Annotated in this window: 14 protein-coding genes; 9 read left to right on the forward strand and 5 right to left on the reverse strand. The window is 60.8% G+C overall.

Going from position 1 to position 16887, the window contains the following annotated elements:
• Positions 1 to 228 precede the first annotated feature (228 nt).
• From lpdA to AUR04nite_RS12880, 3 genes are all read left to right on the forward strand, one after another.
• Positions 229 to 1608 carry a dihydrolipoyl dehydrogenase gene (lpdA, locus tag AUR04nite_RS12870; protein WP_141365667.1) on the forward strand — a complete coding sequence of 460 codons (1380 nt, stop codon included), beginning with the start codon at positions 229 to 231 and terminating at the stop codon, positions 1606 to 1608.
• Positions 1609 to 1724: 116 nt separating this feature from the next.
• Positions 1725 to 3458 (forward strand): 2-oxoglutarate dehydrogenase, E2 component, dihydrolipoamide succinyltransferase, encoded by a 1734-nt coding sequence (gene sucB, locus AUR04nite_RS12875; protein ID WP_141365669.1) that lies wholly within the window; start codon positions 1725 to 1727, stop codon positions 3456 to 3458.
• Positions 3459 to 3569: 111 nt separating this feature from the next.
• Entirely contained in the window at positions 3570 to 3920 is a 351-nt protein-coding gene (locus tag AUR04nite_RS12880; RefSeq protein ID WP_141365671.1) for a hypothetical protein, read from the forward strand.
• Between the two features lie 60 nt (positions 3921 to 3980).
• Here AUR04nite_RS12880 and AUR04nite_RS12885 read toward each other — a convergent pair whose 3' ends face one another.
• Complete coding sequence (locus AUR04nite_RS12885; protein WP_170184202.1) at positions 3981 to 5354, reverse strand: serine/threonine protein kinase; 1374 nt, start codon at positions 5352 to 5354, stop codon at positions 3981 to 3983.
• A gap of 232 nt (positions 5355 to 5586) precedes the next feature.
• On the opposite strand from AUR04nite_RS12885, the gene lipB reads away from it, so the two are divergent.
• The 3 genes from lipB to AUR04nite_RS12900 all read left to right on the forward strand — a co-directional run bounded on the left by lipB (position 5587) and on the right by AUR04nite_RS12900 (position 8196).
• Positions 5587 to 6234, forward strand: coding sequence for a lipoyl(octanoyl) transferase LipB (gene lipB / locus AUR04nite_RS12890; RefSeq protein ID WP_141365675.1), 648 nt, complete (start codon positions 5587 to 5589; stop codon positions 6232 to 6234).
• A 32-nt stretch (positions 6235 to 6266) separates the two neighbouring features.
• On the forward strand, positions 6267 to 7268 hold the full coding sequence (lipA, locus tag AUR04nite_RS12895) for a lipoyl synthase (RefSeq protein WP_141365677.1): 1002 nt from the start codon (positions 6267 to 6269) through the stop codon (positions 7266 to 7268).
• Positions 7269 to 7443: 175 nt separating this feature from the next.
• On the forward strand, positions 7444 to 8196 hold the full coding sequence (locus tag AUR04nite_RS12900; protein WP_141365679.1) for a DUF4191 domain-containing protein: 753 nt from the start codon (positions 7444 to 7446) through the stop codon (positions 8194 to 8196).
• Between the two features lie 79 nt (positions 8197 to 8275).
• Here the strand turns inward: AUR04nite_RS12900 and AUR04nite_RS12905 are convergent, their stop codons facing one another.
• Positions 8276 to 8713 carry an RDD family protein gene (locus AUR04nite_RS12905; protein ID WP_141365681.1) on the reverse strand — a complete coding sequence of 146 codons (438 nt, stop codon included), beginning with the start codon at positions 8711 to 8713 and terminating at the stop codon, positions 8276 to 8278.
• Between the two features lie 257 nt (positions 8714 to 8970).
• On the opposite strand from AUR04nite_RS12905, the gene glnA (AUR04nite_RS12910) reads away from it, so the two are divergent.
• A complete protein-coding gene (gene glnA, locus AUR04nite_RS12910; RefSeq protein WP_141365683.1) occupies positions 8971 to 10395 on the forward strand; it encodes a type I glutamate--ammonia ligase in 1425 nt (474 codons plus the stop codon).
• A gap of 156 nt (positions 10396 to 10551) precedes the next feature.
• Positions 10552 to 10917 carry a hypothetical protein gene (locus tag AUR04nite_RS12915; protein WP_141365685.1) on the forward strand — a complete coding sequence of 122 codons (366 nt, stop codon included), beginning with the start codon at positions 10552 to 10554 and terminating at the stop codon, positions 10915 to 10917.
• 6 nt (positions 10918 to 10923) lie between these two features.
• On the opposite strand, the gene AUR04nite_RS12920 is transcribed toward AUR04nite_RS12915, so the two are convergent.
• The 3 genes from AUR04nite_RS12920 to glnA (AUR04nite_RS12930) are packed head-to-tail and all read right to left on the reverse strand — an operon-like array spanning position 10924 to position 15878.
• Positions 10924 to 11454, reverse strand: a complete 531-nt coding sequence (locus AUR04nite_RS12920; RefSeq protein ID WP_141365687.1) for a DUF1990 family protein — start codon at positions 11452 to 11454, stop codon at positions 10924 to 10926.
• 8 nt (positions 11455 to 11462) lie between these two features.
• Positions 11463 to 14489 (reverse strand): bifunctional [glutamine synthetase] adenylyltransferase/[glutamine synthetase]-adenylyl-L-tyrosine phosphorylase, encoded by a 3027-nt coding sequence (locus tag AUR04nite_RS12925; protein WP_141365691.1) that lies wholly within the window; start codon positions 14487 to 14489, stop codon positions 11463 to 11465.
• Positions 14490 to 14537: 48 nt separating this feature from the next.
• Positions 14538 to 15878: a type I glutamate--ammonia ligase gene (gene glnA, locus AUR04nite_RS12930; protein WP_141365694.1), complete on the reverse strand. Its 1341-nt coding sequence runs from the start codon at positions 15876 to 15878 to the stop codon at positions 14538 to 14540.
• 134 nt (positions 15879 to 16012) lie between these two features.
• Here glnA (AUR04nite_RS12930) and panB point away from each other — a divergent pair, with 134 nt between their 5' ends.
• Positions 16013 to 16849 carry a 3-methyl-2-oxobutanoate hydroxymethyltransferase gene (gene panB, locus AUR04nite_RS12935; protein WP_141365697.1) on the forward strand — a complete coding sequence of 279 codons (837 nt, stop codon included), beginning with the start codon at positions 16013 to 16015 and terminating at the stop codon, positions 16847 to 16849.
• Positions 16850 to 16887: the final 38 nt, after the last annotated feature.

Here is a 16887-nt window from a genome sequence, read left to right on the forward strand (position 1 = left end):
CGGATTCCCGGGAATCCGCGCGCCGTGGGGTGTTTCACAAGACGAGACTTGCCTGACTTTTAAGCCCCCGAAGATGACTCGGATGCATTCACGGTACTAAGGTAAGTTCTGAAACATCACCGTAGACTCAAGGCCCGCGCCTACCAGCGCAAAACCCTGTGTTCTGCGACCCGATCCCCTGGTCGGCCAAAGCCGACCTCACTTAGCTAATTACGAGGGAGCGTTCACGTGGCCGATTCGGCAGCAACGCAAGAATTTGATGTCCTCATCCTCGGCGGTGGATCCGCTGGATACTCGGCAGCATTGCGCGCCATCCAGCTGGGCTACAGCGTCGGACTGATCGAGAAGGAGAAGCTGGGCGGCACCTGCCTGCACACCGGCTGCATCCCGACCAAGGCTTACCTGCACGCAGCTGAGCTTGCCGAGAACGCTCGCGAGGGTGCCAAGTACGGCATCAACTCCTCGCTGCAGTCCATCGACATGGCCGGAGTACGCAAGTACAAGGAAGGCATTGTTGCTGGCAAGCACAAGGGCCTTGAAGGCCTGCTGAAGATGAAGAAGGTCAACGTTATCACCGGTAACGGCCGCCTCGTCTCGCAGGATTCCATCGATGTCGATGGCACCATCTACAAGGGCAAGAACATCATCCTTGCCACCGGTTCCGAGTCCAAGACCTTCGGTCTGGAAATCGGCGGCCGCATCCTCACCAGCACCGAAGCACTGAACATGGAGTCGGTGCCGAAGAGCGCCATCGTCCTGGGCGGCGGCGTGATCGGCGTCGAGTTCGCTTCCGTGTGGAACTCCTTCGGTGTGGACGTCACCATCGTTGAGGGCCTGCCATCGCTGGTTCCTAACGAAGATCCAGCCATTATCAAGGTTCTGGAGCGCGCGTTCAAGAAGCGTGGCATCAAGTTCAACACCGGTGTCTTCTTCGAGAAGGTCGAGCAGGATGCCAACGGCGTCAAGGTCTCGCTGGCCGACGGCAAGGTTCTGGAAGCCGAGATCGTTCTGGTGGCCGTGGGCCGCGGTCCAGTTACCGCAAACCTGGGCTACGAAGAGCAGGGCATCACCATCGACCGTGGCTTCGTCATCACCAACGAGCGCCTGCACACCGGCGTAGGCAACATCTACGCCATCGGCGACATCGTTCCAGGTGTCCAGCTGGCACACCGCGGCTACCAGCACGGCCGCTTCGTGGCCGAGGAAATCGCTGGCCTGAAGCCAACCATCGTCGAGGACATCAACATCCCGAAGGTGACCTTCTGCGAGCCTGAGATCGCCTCCGTGGGCTACTCCGAGCCAAAGGCTAAGGAGAAGTTCGGCGCCGACCAGATCGAGACCACCGAGTACAACCTGGCCGGCAACGGCAAGTCCTCGATCCTGGGCACCAGCGGCATCATCAAGATGGTCCGCGTCAAGAACGGCCCAATCGTGGGCGTTCACGGCATCGGCGGCCGCATCGGCGAGCAGATCGGCGAAGCACAGCTGATCGTGAACTGGGAAGCATTCCCAGAAGATGTTGCACAGCTAATCCATGCGCACCCAACCCAGAACGAGTCCCTGGGCGAGGCAGCTATGGCTCTGGCCGGCGCTCCTCTGCACGGCTAACGACGCATTTGAGTCATTCAGGCAGCGCGTTTTCTGGCGCGCTGCCTGAATGGACTAGGCTCGGAGGCAACGCCTCCTACAGAATTCAAGCTTTATAAACGAGGAGATACGGGACGATGTCTGAAACCGTAAACCTACCCGCACTGGGTGAAAGCGTTACCGAGGGTACGGTAACCCGCTGGCTGAAGCAGGTCGGCGACCGTGTTGAGGTAGACGAGCCGTTGGTGGAAGTTTCCACCGACAAGGTAGACACCGAGGTTCCTTCGCCAGTTGCTGGCATTATTGAAGAAATCTTTGTCGCCGAGGACGAGGAAGCCGAAGTTGGCGCACCTCTGGTCCGCATTGGCGACGGTTCGGGCGCCGGCGAAGCCGCTGCCCCAGCCGCACCTGCAGCCGAAGAGGCGCCAGCTGCCGCACCTGCCCAGGAAGCACCAGCAGCACCTGCCGCTGAAGCTGCTCCTGCTGCACCAGCAGCCGGCGGCGCAGCTTCCGGCACCGAAATCACCTTGCCGGCACTGGGCGAATCGGTCACCGAAGGTACCGTCACCCGCTGGTTGAAGGAAGTCGGCGAAGAAGTAGCAGTCGACGAGCCTCTGGTTGAGGTTTCCACCGACAAGGTCGACACCGAGGTTCCTTCCCCGGTTGCCGGCACCCTGCTGGAAATCCGCGTCCCAGAAGACGAGACCGCTGAAGTTGGCGCTGTTATTGCTGTCATCGGTGCCGCCGGCGCCGCTGCCCCAGCACCTGCCGCCCCAGCCGCTCCAGCTCCGGCTGCAGCACCTGCACCTGCCGCTCCAGCAGCTCCAGTAGCAGCTCCGGCTCCAGCAGCCGCTCCTGCTCCTGCCGCAGCCCCTGCGCCAGCCGCCGCACCTGCACCAGCTGCAGCTCCAGCTGCTCCTGCCGCTGAGTCCAACGACTCCGGCTATGTCACTCCACTGGTCCGCCGCCTGGCCAACCAGCACGGCATTGACATCGCATCGGTCAAGGGCACCGGCGTCGGTGGCCGCATCCGCAAGCAGGACGTGCTTGACGCGGTAGCAGCCAAGGAAGCAGCAGCAGCTGCTCCGGCAGCCGCTGCAGCACCTGCTGCCGCAAAGCCAGCCGCACCAGCAGTCGAGGCTTCCTCGCTGCGCGGCACCACCGTCAAGGCTCCACGCATCCGCCAGGTCATCGCCCGCCGCATGCGCGAATCGCTGGACATCTCGACTCAGCTGACCCAGGTCCACGAGATCGACATGACCCGCATTGTGAACCTGCGCGCCAAGGCCAAGGCCAGCTTCAAGGCAACCAACGGTGTCAACCTGACCTACCTGCCATTCATCGCCAAGGCAGTCACCGAGGCACTGAAGGCTCACCCATCGGTGAACGCCAACTACGATGAGGAAAAGCAGGAGATCACCTACCACAACGCCGAGCACCTCGGCTTCGCGGTGGACTCCGAAAAGGGCCTGCTGGTTCCAGTTGTCTCCAACGCAGGCGATCTGAACCTTGCTGGCTTGGCCAACAAGATCGCCGACGTTGCAGCACGCACCCGCGGCAACAAGATCGGCCCGAACGAGCTGTCCGGCGGCACCTTCACCATCACCAACATTGGTTCGGTAGGCGCACTGTTCGACACCCCGATCATCAACCAGCCAGAGGTTGCCATCCTGGGCACCGGCACCATCGTGAAGCGCCCAGCGGTCATCACCGACGCTGAGGGCAACGACTCGATCGCCATCCGCCACATGATGTACCTGTGCCTGACCTACGATCACCGTCTGGTTGACGGCGCTGACGCCGGTCGCTTCCTGCAGACCGTCAAGGCACGTCTTGAAGGCGGCGCATTCGAAGGCGAACTGGGCCTCTAAGGATTCCAGATCACCCTAGACGCTAGGTAGAGAAGGTCGCTCCTCCCTTTATGGGGAAGGGGCGATTTTCTCGTTTTCTACGTTCGGTCGAATATCGATTAGGCTAGTAGTATGAACATCCTGTTTTCCATTCTGATTTTCGTGCATATCCTAGGCGCAGCAGCAATTTTCGGCGGCTGGCTGGCCAACTTCAAAACTCCAACCGTCACCAACTGGCAGTGGATTGGTGCACTGGTACAGCTGATCACCGGTCTGGCTATGGTCGGCCTTGCTGAAGCAAATGGCGGAGACGTCAACCACATCAAAATCGGCGTAAAGGCAGTAATCGCGATCATCGTCGTCGTAGCAGCTTTCATCGGCCGCAAGAAGGTCAAGGCAGGCGAGGAAGTTTCCAAGGGCCTGGCACACGCTGTTGGCGGCATGACCTTCATCAACATCGCAGTGGCAGTACTCTGGAGCTAAGCTGCTGAGAAATTCCACGCCCCGGCGCCTTCGAGCATAGGCGCCGGGGCATTTTTCTGCCTATTTTTGCCGGCTGATGACATTTCCCAGACGCCACTGCCCATCGACCAGTTTGACCTGCACCTTGATCCATTCCTCATCGCCGGCTTCAACTTCATGCCGCACCTTTCCTGACTTATCAGCATAGGTGTACCCGCTCATGCTCGACCTCGCGCCGAGCACAACTTCGTCGCCCTGTCCGCGTGCGACCACGTGCAAGTCCTGCAAAGAAGTGTGAAGACCCTGGATGTGCAATCCCAGTTTCCCTAGGTCCTCCACTGTCTTCTGGTCTCGGACAAGCTGCTCGGAGCCCTTCGCATAAATTCTCGACAGCGCCTTGGAATCCGAGGAATTGATCGCCTGGTCCCGTTGGTTCGAAAGCCTTACGAACGAGGAAATGACAGTATCCGATTCCATGGCACAGGCAGGTACTTGCGCGACGTCTTTTATTCGGCAAGGCTCCTGCATACTCGGTTCTGCAGCGACCGCTGGCGACTGCGCCTGTTGACCGGATGAAAGCAGCGAGACACCAAAAAAGCTCGCGGCCACCACACCGGCCGCAATCAAGACTGAAGCGGCAATCCTGCGGGCCCCAGGCGTCCTGTGCAGCGCGTGCCCCTGCCATCCCGGTTCCGCCTGCGTACCTTCTCTACGGCGCTTGGCTTCATGCCTACGCTTCTTTGAAGCCTGCACCGGGTGAATGGTTTCCATCAAGTGGTTTGTTTCGGTGTCGATACACCCTTCCCAATGAATCGGTTTCGCTTGGGTGCTGGAAAACAGTGTTCTAGCAAATTGCTCTGCGGTTGGGCGCTCATAGGGATCATCACACAGCGAATCAGCGATGAGGCACTGAATAATTTCGGGGACATCTGGAAATTTCAGCCGGACAGGCGGCCGACAGATCGTTTCCTCGGGAGGATTGCCCGAGAGCAAGAACCACAGGCAAGCTCCGAGTGCAAAAACGTCCTGCTCCCCCACTGAAGCTTCTGGGGCACCGCTGAATACCTCGGGAGCGATGAATCCCGGCGTTCCAGCCGGCTGCGTTGACTGCGCGGCGAGTGCGGACTCTTGAAAGTCAATAATCTTCGGCATCCCGGAGGCCGTCAGCAGGATGTTCTCCGGCGATATGTCCCCATGCCTGATACCGCCGGCATGAAGTCCACTGATAGTTTGCGCGATGGGTGCCAGCGCCGTCACCGCTTCGCCGAGCGATACGGCCGAGCGCTGCCTGACCAGCGAAGCCAGGCTTCCGCCCGGGCAGTACTCCATCAACAGCCCTTCGCCGAAATCCGTGCTGAGCATCCCGTAAAAATCGACGACATATTTCTGCTTCAGGCCGACGTTTTCTTGCATCAACGACGCAAGATTTTCCGAATCACCGGCAAGTTTGAGCACAAGATAAGTTTGGTCTGATTCTCGACGAATCAGCCAAACTTTACATGGTGACTTGGCTGTTAGCGGCTTTATTGTCATATACCCGGGGCACGTAGGCCACGCCAGGACGTTACCTATTTCACTCATATTTCCGTTGTACCGGAGAATAATAAAAAGCAAACTGGTTATCCACAGGCACTGCTACATTCCGTCGAATTAGCGAGGTTTCGTTGAACGGCGTAGGGTATTTTGCATGGCGATCGAATTCGAAAGAGTCGGACTCGGCACAAAATATGTACCTTATATGCAAGCCTGGGACTACCAGATCCAGTTGCATGATGCAGTAGCCGCGGACGAACAAACCCCCAAAGTCCTATTCCTAGAACACGAAGCAGTGTACACAGCAGGAAAACGGACTGAGCCTGAAGACCTACCCCTCGACGGTACCCCTGTTGTTGACGTAGATCGCGGAGGCAAACTCACCTGGCACGGTCCAGGGCAGCTCATTGGTTATCCCATAGTCAAACTACGCAAAATCAGCGCCATTCGACTGTATGTGGAAACCTTGGAACAAGCACTCATCAACGTCATTGATGAGTATGGAATCCCTACCGTTCAGGTCAAGGGCCGTTCCGGTGTTTGGGTTCCAGGCAAGGACGGAGAGCAGGACCGCAAAATTGCGGCCATTGGCATCCGCATCAACCACGGAGTGACAATGCACGGCTTTGCCCTGAATTGTTCGAATGATCTCACTGCGTACGAACAGATCATCCCGTGCGGCATTTCAGATGCCGGAGTCACTACAATGTCTAAGGAGCTGGGACGAGAAGTGTCTCCCAGCGATGTAGTCGATCGGGTGCAGGAAGAGATTGAGCGTCTCCTCAGCCCACAAGTCGTCTAGACAACAATTCCTTCCCTAAGAAAGAGCAGTCCATGAGCATCGAGCCAGAAGGCCGTCGACTACTTCGCGTTGAAAAGCGCAATGCTGCCGTTCCCGTTGAGCGCAAGCCTGACTGGATTAAGGCCAAACTCAATATCGGTCCTGAATATGTCAGCCTGAAGAACCTGGTGCAGTCCGAAGGCCTGCACACCGTCTGCGAAGAAGCAGGCTGCCCGAACATCTTCGAGTGCTGGGAAGACCGCGAGGCTTCGTTCCTCATTGGCGGTTCCGAATGCACCCGTCGGTGCGACTTCTGCCAGATCGACACCGGCAAGCCGGCTGCCTTGGATCGTTCGGAGCCATTCAAGGTGGCAATGAGCGTGAAGAAGATGGACCTGCGCTATGCAACCGTCACCGGCGTGGCCCGCGACGACCTTGAAGACGAGGGCGTCTGGCTGTACGCAGAAACCGTGCGCCGCATCCACCAGTTCAACGAGAACACCGGCGTGGAACTGCTGATCCCAGACTTCTCGGGCAAGCCGGAGAACCTGGACGCAATCTGCGACTCGGCCCCCGAGGTCTATGCGCACAACGTTGAAACCGTTCCGCGCATCTTCAAGCGCATCCGCCCCGCATTCCGCTACGACCGCTCCATGGATGTCATCACCCATGGCCACAAGCGCGGACTGATCACCAAGTCGAACCTGATCTTGGGCATGGGCGAGACCCGTGAAGAAATTTCCGAGGCAATGCGCGACCTGCATGAAGCAGGCTGCGATTTGCTGACCATCACCCAGTACCTGCGCCCAACCGAGCGCCACCTTCCGGTGGACCGCTGGGTCAAGCCACAGGAGTTCCTGGAACTGCAGCAAGAAGCCGAAGAAATCGGTTTCGCTGGCGTCATGTCCGGCCCCTTGGTCCGTTCTTCCTACCGTGCCGGCCGCCTCTGGGCCGGTGCTATGCGCAAGAAGGGCCGCGAGATTCCTGAGGCGTTGTCCCACATCGAATCCTCGGGCCACACCCGCCAGGAAGCTGCCTCGCTGATCAACGGCTAGTCACAGGCTAGCTGGCAGCTGCAGACGGAAAAGTCAGGGCTCTGGCGCCACCAAGTTTCTTCAAGCTCGGTGGCGGCGGAGCCCGACTACGTTGAGGCGGGCATCAGCTAGCTGCTGCGCACGTCGCAGCGTCTTCGAAAATGAACATAGAAATCTCGGGTAGAATTGAGGCACTATGGCCAAAAACTCCGATAACGATGCCGCCTCGCAGCCAAAGCGCGGTCTCTTTTCACGTAAACCAAAAGCTGAGAAGCAGAATAAAGAGCCAGGTCGCCTAAAGCAGATCGGCCAGGTCTTCCAGATGACCCGCCGCTACGACCCTATGGTCGTTTGGTGGATGTTGCTGGCAGCCTTGGGCGTTATCGCTGTAGGCCTGATCATTGGCATGTTGATCAACAACGTGGTCACCATGCTGATCATCGCCATCCCATTGGCACTGCTGGCAGCAATGTTCATCATGTCTCGACGAGCCGAGAAAGCCGCCTTCTCGCAGCTGGTCGGCCGCCCCGGCGCCGCCGGCGCAGCCATGAGCGTCCTGCGTCGCGGCTGGATCTTGAAGGAAGAACCGGTTGCCTACAACCGCCATCAGGACCTGGTCTTCATGGCGATTGGCCGTCCGGGCGTCGTGCTTGTCACCGAAGGTCCTACCGGGCGCGTGCGCGAACTGGCGATTGCCGAACGCAAGCGCATCGGCCGAGTGCTGAACAACGTGCCGATCCATGTCATCAACGCTGGCCAAGAAGAAGGCCAGGTTGAACTGCAGGACGTCGCCAAGAAGATGAAGAAGCTTCCAAAGTCGATCACCAAGCTCGAAGTTTCGGCAGTCGACAAGCGTCTTGGCACGCTGACTGCGAACCGCTTGCCTATTCCAAAGGGCATCGATCCAAATCGCGTCCGGCCCAACCGCCGTGCAACCCGCGGCCGCTAAAGCCCGATAAACCAAAAGAAACCGCCCATGAGCGGTTTCTTTTGGTTTAAGCCGAAGTTCGGCCTGGCCAGAAATGTTCCTATCTGATGTTGACCAAGATGCTCTTGGCAAGGCGGTCGTGCAATCCCCGCTGGTCTTTGTCGATCACGAGGGCTGGAACGAACAGGCACAGAAGCACAGATCTAATCAACCCCTGCAAGGACTTGAGCGCCTTGCCTTCCATGGATTGAACCTGCATCCCGAAGATGCGGTGCCCCAACGAGTGCCCTAGCAGGCCCACGCCCAAAAGCTGTCCGGCGAGGAATACTAGCAGGGTTGCTAATTCGTGGGAATTGAACAGCCAATAGCTGACCAGCATCGACAGGCCCCAGTCCAAGCAGACCGCCAGCAGCCTGCGGGGGAATCTTGCCACCGAACCCGGGCCGCGCTCGGGGCGGCCCAACCCTTCGCCGGGCCATTGCTGCGAGTTGAGCTGAGGCGGGCCTTCAAGCCACGAACTAAAGTCTTTACGTTCCACGCTCCAAGTCTATCTAGCCTGTCTGTGTAATCTTTCTGGAGCGTTACTGAGAAACAAACTGAAAATTAATTGGCTTGTTCCCCCAACTCAGAGACGTACGACACGCCCAAACTGCGCGCATGTAACGCGGATGAAACAATCGAGACACCATTGTGAAACGGATTCTAGGTAAAGTTGTCATGTAAGCAAGAGGACAGATCAGTTCCACAGATCGTTCCGTTTACCAAACTCATACCTCAACAGGGAGCAACCTGCACATGTTTACCAGTCCAGAAGAAGCTTTGGCCTACATCGCTGAAGAGGACGTCAAGTTCGTCGACATTCGATTCACTGACCTTCCAGGTGTACAGCAGCACTTCAACGTGCCAGCAAAGTCGGTCGACGCAGACTTCTTCGTCAACGGCCAGCTCTTCGACGGTTCTTCCATTCGTGGTTTCGCGGGCGTTTCCGATTCCGACATGCAGCTGATCCCGGATGTCACCACCGGTTTCATCGATCCATTCCGCCTGGAAAAGACCCTCGCGTTCAACTTCTCCATCATCAGCCCACGCACCGGTGAGCCATACCACCGCGACCCACGCGGCGTGGCAGAGCGTGCAGAGGCCTACCTCGAGTCGACCGGCATCGCCGACACCGCCTTCTTCGCTCCTGAAGCAGAATTCTTCATCTTCGAAGACGTCCGCTACGAGTCCAAGCCCCAGGGTGCGTTCTACAAGATCGATTCCGACGAGGCTCCATGGAACACCGGCCGCAAGGAAGAGGGCGGCAACCAGGGCTACAAGACCCCGTTCAAGGGCGGCTACTTCCCTGTCTCCCCTACCGACAAGCAGGCAGACCTTCGCGATGCGATCTGCATCGAGCTGGACAATGTCGGCCTTGAGGTCGAGCGCAGCCACCACGAGGTCGGCGCCGCAGGCCAGGCAGAGATCAACTACAAGTTCAACACCATGGTCCACGCGGCTGATGAGCTGATGCTCTTCAAGTATGTCGTGAAGAACGTGGCGGATGCTTGGGGCAAGTCGGCAACCTTCATGCCAAAGCCGGTCTTCGGCGACAACGGCTCGGGCATGCACGTGCACCAGTCGCTGTGGAGCAACGGCGAACCGCTGTTCTACGACGAGAAGGGCTATGCAGGCCTGTCCGACATCGCCCGCTGGTACATCGGCGGCATCCTGAAGCACGCCGACGCCGTGCTGGCATTCACCAACCCAACGGTGAACTCCTACCGCCGTCTGGTCAAGGGCTACGAAGCTCCGGTCAACATGGTGTACTCGCAGGGCAACCGTTCTGCCGGCGTCCGCATCCCGGTCACCGGTTCGAACCCGAAGGCCAAGCGCATCGAATTCCGCGCACCGGATGCCTCCTCGAACCCGTACCTGGCTTTCGCAGCCCAGCTGATGGCAGGCCTGGATGGCGTCAAGAACCGCATCGAGCCGGCAGAGCCGATCGACAAGGACCTGTACGAGCTGCCAGCAGAAGAAGCCAAGGACATCCAGCGTGCGCCGGAGACCCTTGAGCAGGCGCTGCAGGCTCTAGAAGCAGACCACGACTTCCTGCTCGAAGGCGGCGTTTTCACCGAGGATCTGATCCAGACCTGGATCGAGTACAAGCGCGAGAACGAGATCAAGCCATTGAGCCTGCGCCCGAACCCATACGAGTTCGAGCTGTACTACGGCTGCTAAGCAGCTGACGCGGGTCCTGCCCGCCTGAGTCCGCACAGAGTCCGCACGATTTGCCAGAGCATTGCTCCGCGCGAATCGTGCGGACTTTTTTGCGCCGGCACGCGGGCACAGGCGCAGCACGGCGGACGTTGGCGCTCTGGGCTATGGTGGTGAGTCATGGACACGTCAGATTGGGTCAGCGTTCAGCGCGAGGACGGGGAAACAGTCGGCTATCTGCAGCCTTTGGATCCGGCATACGAACAGGTGATAGCCCGCAACGTGCTCGGCCACGCGATCCAGAGAGGCATCGACTACCGCAGCGGGGAAGAACTGCTGATTGAACGGGGCATCAGCGAACTGATGAATGCGTGGATCATCACTGCTGGAGACCAGGCAGGCGATGAAGAATTCAGCATCCTGGAAGTCACCCCGCAGGAAATCATCCTCGGCAATGCGCTGCGGACCAAAGCGCTGGCGCCCACGCCGCGCATCAGCATTCCTTGGCCGGACACCGCACCAGTGCTTGCACGCGCTGGCCGCTAGGCGGCGCTAGTCGCACTCGGAGCGCAGAAGCTTGCCCAGCGGAGAAAGGTTCTGCTGCGGCGCGAGCGCCTGGCGGTAGCGGGCCCTCACTGCCTTCTGCGCGGCGCTGAGCATCGCGAAGCGCTTGCTCCACTCCCCCTTGGCCGCAGGCGCTGACAGTGAGCGGATGATCAGGTACACCTTGTCGCCGCGCTTATGCAGGATAAATGCCTCTTCGCCGTCGATCGGATGACCTTCGAGGGTCTTGTAGGCGTATCCGATCCGTTCAGGGCTCACCAGAACGTCGCAGACCTCGATGGGTTCATCAATGGTGACAGGTCCAATGGTCACCGAAAGCTTGGGGCGGGCGCCGAGCGCCACGGTGCTCTCAGGCTTGATGGTGAAACCGCTGCGCGTCTTCACCTTCCAGCGCATCAACGCGGCGGCCGCTTCCCTCCACAGCTCCTCGCCGGCGCCGAGCAGCGTTTCCTGTTCATAGACCTTGTAGCGCTTGTCGGTCGGGTTCCATTGGGCACTTGAAATATTGGTCAGCGACATGTGTGCACCTAGTCTTCGAATCCGTAAAAAAGTAGTTCAAAGATAGCCCGGGAGTGCCGGGTTGCGCGAAGGTAGTCTTCTTCCAGTTCCATCCCGGTGTTCGGCTCGTAGCCGCACCAGCGGGCCACCGCCTCCATTTCCCTGGCAGAGCTTGGCAGGACGTCGCTGGATCGGCCCGAGGTGATAATTTCGGCGCTGCGGATCTTCGTGGCCAGCCGCCAGGCGATGTCAAGCTGCTGGGCTTCCTGCTCGCCAATCAGCCCCAAGCCAGCCAGCTGGTCCAGCGCAGTCAAGGTAGAGGTAGTCCGCAGCTCCTCATGCTTCCAGGCATACTGCAGCTGATAGAACTGGACCAGCCATTCGACATCAGAGAGCGAGCCGCGGCCCAGCTTCAGATGGCGGTTGGGATCGGCGCCGCGCGGAAGCCGCTCCGCCTCCACCCTGGCCTTGATCTTCCTGATTTCGCGAATTTCTGCGTCATCAAGCCCGCGCCCATAGCGCAGCGGCTCGATCAACTTCATGAAGTCTTCTGCCAGCTGCTGATCGCCGGCGAAGGCCCTGGCACGCTGCAAGGCCTGGCGCTCCCAGACTTCCACCCAGCGTTCGTAGTAGGCGGCGTAGGAGTCCAACGAACGCACCAGCGCCCCCTGGCGGCCCTCGGGGCGAAGATCCGAGTCGATCTTCAGCTTGACTTCTGCAGGGATTGCCGGCTTGAGCGGCTTAGAGCTCCAAGAGATCAGGTCTGCCACCACCCGCGCCGCCTGTTCCTGGGCCAGCTGCGGGTCGGCCCCCTCCAGCGGCCGCTGGACGTAGAGCACATCGGCATCGGACCCGTAGCCGATCTCGTACCCGCCCTGGCGTCCCATGGCGATCACCGCAATGCTGCACTGGGCGCCATGTTCCTCGTGGTCGGCGCGCAGCAGCACCTGCAGTATCCCGTCGACCATTACCGAGTCGATATCCGACAGAGCCTGGCCCACCTGGTCCACGCGCAGCAGCCCCGCGCCGTCGGCGAGCGCAACGCGCAGGATCTCCCGGCGCCGCACCAGCCTGATCTGCCTGATGGCTGCTTCCGGCTGTTTGGTGCGTTGGATGATCGACGCGTTCTGCTGCAGCAGGCTGTCCCGGGTCTGGGGCGTGAGCGAGCTGTCGCTGCCCAGCCAGGCGGCGGCGGCCGGCTCGTTAGCCAGCAGGTCGGTCAGGAAGCGGGTATTGGACAGCAGGTGGCTCAGGCGTTCTGCCGCGGCGTTGGTATCCCTGAGCATGCCGAGGAACCAGTGGGTCTTGCCCAGCGCCTCGCTCAGCCTCCTGAAGCCCAGCAGGCCTGCATCCGGGTCGACGCCCCGGGCAAACCAGTCCAGGAGCACCGGCAGCAGCTGGCGCTGCAGCGAGGCGCGGCGGGACACGCCTCCGGTGAGCGCCTCGATGTGCCGCATGGCGGCCTTGGGGTCCAGGTAGCCCAGGGCGCTCAGGCGCGCTTGGGCGGACTCTGCGGTCAACCGCACTTCGTCCGCTGACAGGTTGGAGCTGCTGACCAGCAGCGGACGGTAGAAGATGCGTTCGTGCAGGGAGCGGACCAGCCGCTTGGTTTCGTTCCAGCGCCGCATCAAAGCTTCGGGGCTGGCATGCGCCAGGTCCCCGGCGCCGCGGATGGCGCGGGCCAGCACCCGCTGGGCGTGCTCTCCGCGCGGCATCAAGTGGGTGCGGCGCAGCTGGCTGAGCTGGATTCGATGCTCCAGCAGGCGCAGGAAGCGGTAGGAGCCGTCGAAGTTCACCGCGTCGTCGCGGCCGATGTACCCGGTGTCGCTCATGGCCTGGATGGCCAGGGTGGTGGTGGCTACCTGGATGCTGGGTTCGACGCGGCCGTGGACCAGCTGCAGCAGCTGGACGGTGAACTCTACGTCGCGCAGCCCGCCGGGGCCCAGCTTGATCTGCCAGGGCACGTCGTCCTTGCTGATGTTGTTGCTGACCCGCCGGCGCATTGCCTGCACTGACTCGACGAAGCCTTCGCGCTGCGAACTGGACCAGACCATGGGTGAGACCATGCGCTCGTAGGCCTGGCCCAGGTCCTTGTCTCCGGCGATGGCCCGGGCCTTGAGCAGGGCCTGGAACTCCCAGGAGTGCGCCCAGCGCTGGTAGTAGGCCTCGTGGGAGGACAGGGTGCGGGACAGGGCGCCGTCCTTGCCTTCGGGGCGCAGGTTCGCGTCCACTTCCCAGAGCATCGGCTCGGGGCCCGGGACCATAATGGCGCGGGCGGTATGCCCGCACAGCACCGTGGCGATGGCTCCTGCCTGTTCTTCGCTGATGCCGGGCAAGCTGCCGTGCACGTAGATGACGTCGACGTCCGAGATGTAGTTCAGTTCGCGGGCACCGCACTTGCCCATGCCGATCACCGAAACCTTGACCTGGTCGATGTCCTGGGCGCTGAATTGTTCTGCGGCTTCCGCGCGGGCGACGGCAAGCGCCGCTTCCAGGGCGGCGGCCGCCATGTCTGCCAGTTCTGCCGCAACCTGCGGCATGACCCACTGAGGCTGGGCGCTGCCCAGGTCCCGGTGGGCCAGGGACAGCAGCGCCAGCCGGTAGCCGACCCTCAGCTTGTTGCGGGCTTCTGCCCCGGTGCAGGAGGCCACCCAGTGCCCGTTGGGGCTTTGCACCGCTCCCACGGAGTCGAGCAGCGCGTTCTTGAGCGTCTGCGCATCGACGGGAACGAACCCCGTGGGCGGTGCGCTGCTGATGACTTCAAGCCCCTGGGCGCAGCGGATCAGGAATTCGCCCAGGGCCGAGGAGCTGCCCAGCAGGCGCACCAGTGCTTGGGCGCTGTGCGGATCGGAGAAGATCTTTACTGCCGCCGGGTGCTTGTCCACAAGGCGCAGCGCCAGCAGCAGCGCTTGGTCCGGGTCCGGCGCATGGGCCATCATCCTCACGATGAGCTCTGGATCTACGGTGGCAAGTTCCTTGGATTCGAGGAACTTCTTGGCCCGCTCGATGTCGGAGAATCCGGCGTTGATCAGTGCCCGTGAGGATATTACTGTCATGGCGTTGTTCTTGGCTCCTGCATTTCTTGCTGCGCTCGCGCGGAGGGGTTAAAGATTCCCCAGGTACTTGTCCAGTTCGTAGGGGGTGATGACCTGCCGGTATTCTTCCCACTCGGTGCGCTTATTGGCAAGGAATGAATTGAAGACCTGTTCTCCAAGGATTTCAGCCATCAGCTCGGATTCCTCCATGGCCCGCAGCGCATCGTGCAGGCTGCCGGGCAATGGCACGTGGCCCGAGGCGCGGCGTTCTGCCGTAGACAGGCTCCAGACATCGTCCTCGGTCGGATCCTCCAGCTCGTAGCCTTCGCGGATGCCCTTCAGGCCGGCACCCAACAGGCAGGCATAGGCCAGGTAGGGGTTAGCCGCCGAGTCGATGCCGCGGTACTCCACGCGGGCACTCTGGCCCTTGCCCGGCTTGTACAGCGGGACGCGCAGCAGGGCCGAGCGGTTGTTGTGCCCCCAAGAGCGGTGGCTCGGGGCTTCTCCCCCGCCCCACAGGCGCTTGTAGGAGTTGACGAACTGGTTGGTAATCGCGGTCAATTCCTGGGCGTGGTGCAGGATGCCGGCAATGAATGAGCGCGCTACGTCCGAGAGCTGGTATTCGCGTCCCGCTTCGAAGAAGGCGTTGGCATCTCCCTCGAACAGCGAAAAGTGGGTGTGCATGCCGCTGCCCGGGTGCTCGGCGAAGGGCTTGGGCATAAACGTTGCGTGAATGCCCTTCTGCATGGCCATTTCCTTGATGACGGTGCGGAAGGTCATGATGTTGTCCGCCGTCTGCAGGGCGTCGGCGTAGCGCAGGTCGATCTCGTTCTGGCCGGGGCCGGTTTCATGGTGGGAGAATTCCACCGAAATGCCCAGTGCTTCAAGGGTTGTCACCGAGGCGCGGCGGAAGTCCTGGCCCACCCCGTCGGGGACATGGTCGAAGTAGCCGCCGTTGTCGATCGGCTGCGGGCGACCGTGCTTGTCCAGCTCGGCGTTCTTCAGCAGGTAGAACTCGATCTCGGGGTGCGTATAGCAGGTGAAGCCCATGTTGGCCGCCTCGGTCAGCTGGCGCTTGAGCACCTGGCGGGGGTCGGCGTTCGACGGCTGGCCCTCGGGGGTGAGGATGTCGCAGAACATGCGGGAGGTCGGCTCGACCTCTCCGCGCCATGGCAGCAGCTGGAAGGTGGCAGGATCCGGCTGCAGCAGCATGTCTGATTCGGAGATGCGCGAGAGCCCGTCAATCGACGATCCGTCGAAGCCCAGCCCCTCTTCAAAGGCGTCTTCCACCTCCGCCGGGGCAAGCGCTACAGATTTGAGCGAGCCGACCACATCGGTAAACCACATACGCACGAATCGAACGTCACGTTCTTCAATGGTGCGCAGCACGAACTCTTGCTGACGATCCATCTTCCACCGCCTTGTAAATCCTCGAATCCGGCGCTTACTGGGCCGGTAGTAATCATGACCTGTTGCAAGACTATATCTTTTAGCACCCCCGCAGGTGCAAGCACCGCCAGCCTCAAGTGCGATACAGTCATTTCATGCCCCAACCATATGTAGCGAACCCTGAGAAAGGCCCGTCTCGCATTCGGGTTCACCACCTACAGCAAGCCAAAGAACGCGGCGAAAAATTCGCCATGTTAACCGCTTATGACGTCATGATGGCCGAAATCTTCGATTCCGCCGGCATTGAGATCCTGCTGGTCGGCGACTCTGCGGCGAATACCGTCATCGGCTACAGCTCGACCCTGCCGATCACCGTGGACGAAATGATCGTCTTCATCAAGGCCGTATCCAACGGCGCCAAGCGCGCCATGGTCGTAGCCGACCTGCCTTTCGGCAGCTACGAGCAATCCCCAGCACAGGCAGTCGAAACCGCCGTGCGCCTGATGAAGGAAGGCGGCGCCCACGCGGTGAAGATGGAAGGCACCGCCGCCTTTGCCGAGCACGTGCGCGCCATGGTGCTGGCAGGCGTGCCGGTCATCGGCCACATCGGCTTCACCCCGCAGGCCGAACATGCGCTGGGCGGGTACCGCATCCAGGGCCGCGGCGACGCCGCCGAGACCATGAAGCGCGATGCGCTGGCCTTCCAGGACGCCGGCGCGTTCTGCATCCTGATGGAAATGGTTCCAAGCCCGGTCGCTGCGCAGATCGACGAAGCCCTGCGGGTGCCGACCATCGGCATCGGCGCCGGAGCCTCGACCACCGGACAGGTGCTGGTCTGGCAGGACATGCTGGGACTCGGCGGACACCGCACCCCGAAGTTCGTCAAGAAATATGCGGACCTGCGCTCGGTGGTCACGGCGGCCGTGGGCGCCTACCACCAGGATGTGCTCACGGGGCAGTTCCCGAGCGAAGAATACGAGTTCGACAAGTAGCAGGCCGCGCAGCGCGATGAGGCTGCACCAGATGCCGC

The organism is Glutamicibacter uratoxydans (genome assembly GCF_006539925.1).
Classification (GTDB): Bacteria; Actinomycetota; Actinomycetes; order Actinomycetales; family Micrococcaceae; genus Glutamicibacter; species Glutamicibacter uratoxydans.

Excerpts from the sequence above, each read along its gene's own strand:
- AUR04nite_RS12900 (WP_141365679.1), top strand. The coding sequence starts at position 7,444 with ATGGCCAAAAACTCCGATAACGATGCCGCCTCGCAGCCAAAGCGCGGT.
- AUR04nite_RS12925 (WP_141365691.1), bottom strand. The coding sequence starts at position 14,489 with ATGACAGTAATATCCTCACGGGCACTGATCAACGCCGGATTCTCCGAC.
- glnA (WP_141365694.1), bottom strand. The coding sequence starts at position 15,878 with ATGGATCGTCAGCAAGAGTTCGTGCTGCGCACCATTGAAGAACGTGAC.
- panB (WP_141365697.1), top strand. The coding sequence starts at position 16,013 with ATGCCCCAACCATATGTAGCGAACCCTGAGAAAGGCCCGTCTCGCATT.
- AUR04nite_RS12915 (WP_141365685.1), top strand. The coding sequence starts at position 10,552 with ATGGACACGTCAGATTGGGTCAGCGTTCAGCGCGAGGACGGGGAAACA.
- glnA (WP_141365683.1), top strand. The coding sequence starts at position 8,971 with ATGTTTACCAGTCCAGAAGAAGCTTTGGCCTACATCGCTGAAGAGGAC.
- lipA (WP_141365677.1), top strand. The coding sequence starts at position 6,267 with ATGAGCATCGAGCCAGAAGGCCGTCGACTACTTCGCGTTGAAAAGCGC.
- sucB (WP_141365669.1), top strand. The coding sequence starts at position 1,725 with ATGTCTGAAACCGTAAACCTACCCGCACTGGGTGAAAGCGTTACCGAG.
- lipB (WP_141365675.1), top strand. The coding sequence starts at position 5,587 with ATGGCGATCGAATTCGAAAGAGTCGGACTCGGCACAAAATATGTACCT.
- AUR04nite_RS12920 (WP_141365687.1), bottom strand. The coding sequence starts at position 11,454 with ATGTCGCTGACCAATATTTCAAGTGCCCAATGGAACCCGACCGACAAG.
- AUR04nite_RS12880 (WP_141365671.1), top strand. The coding sequence starts at position 3,570 with ATGAACATCCTGTTTTCCATTCTGATTTTCGTGCATATCCTAGGCGCA.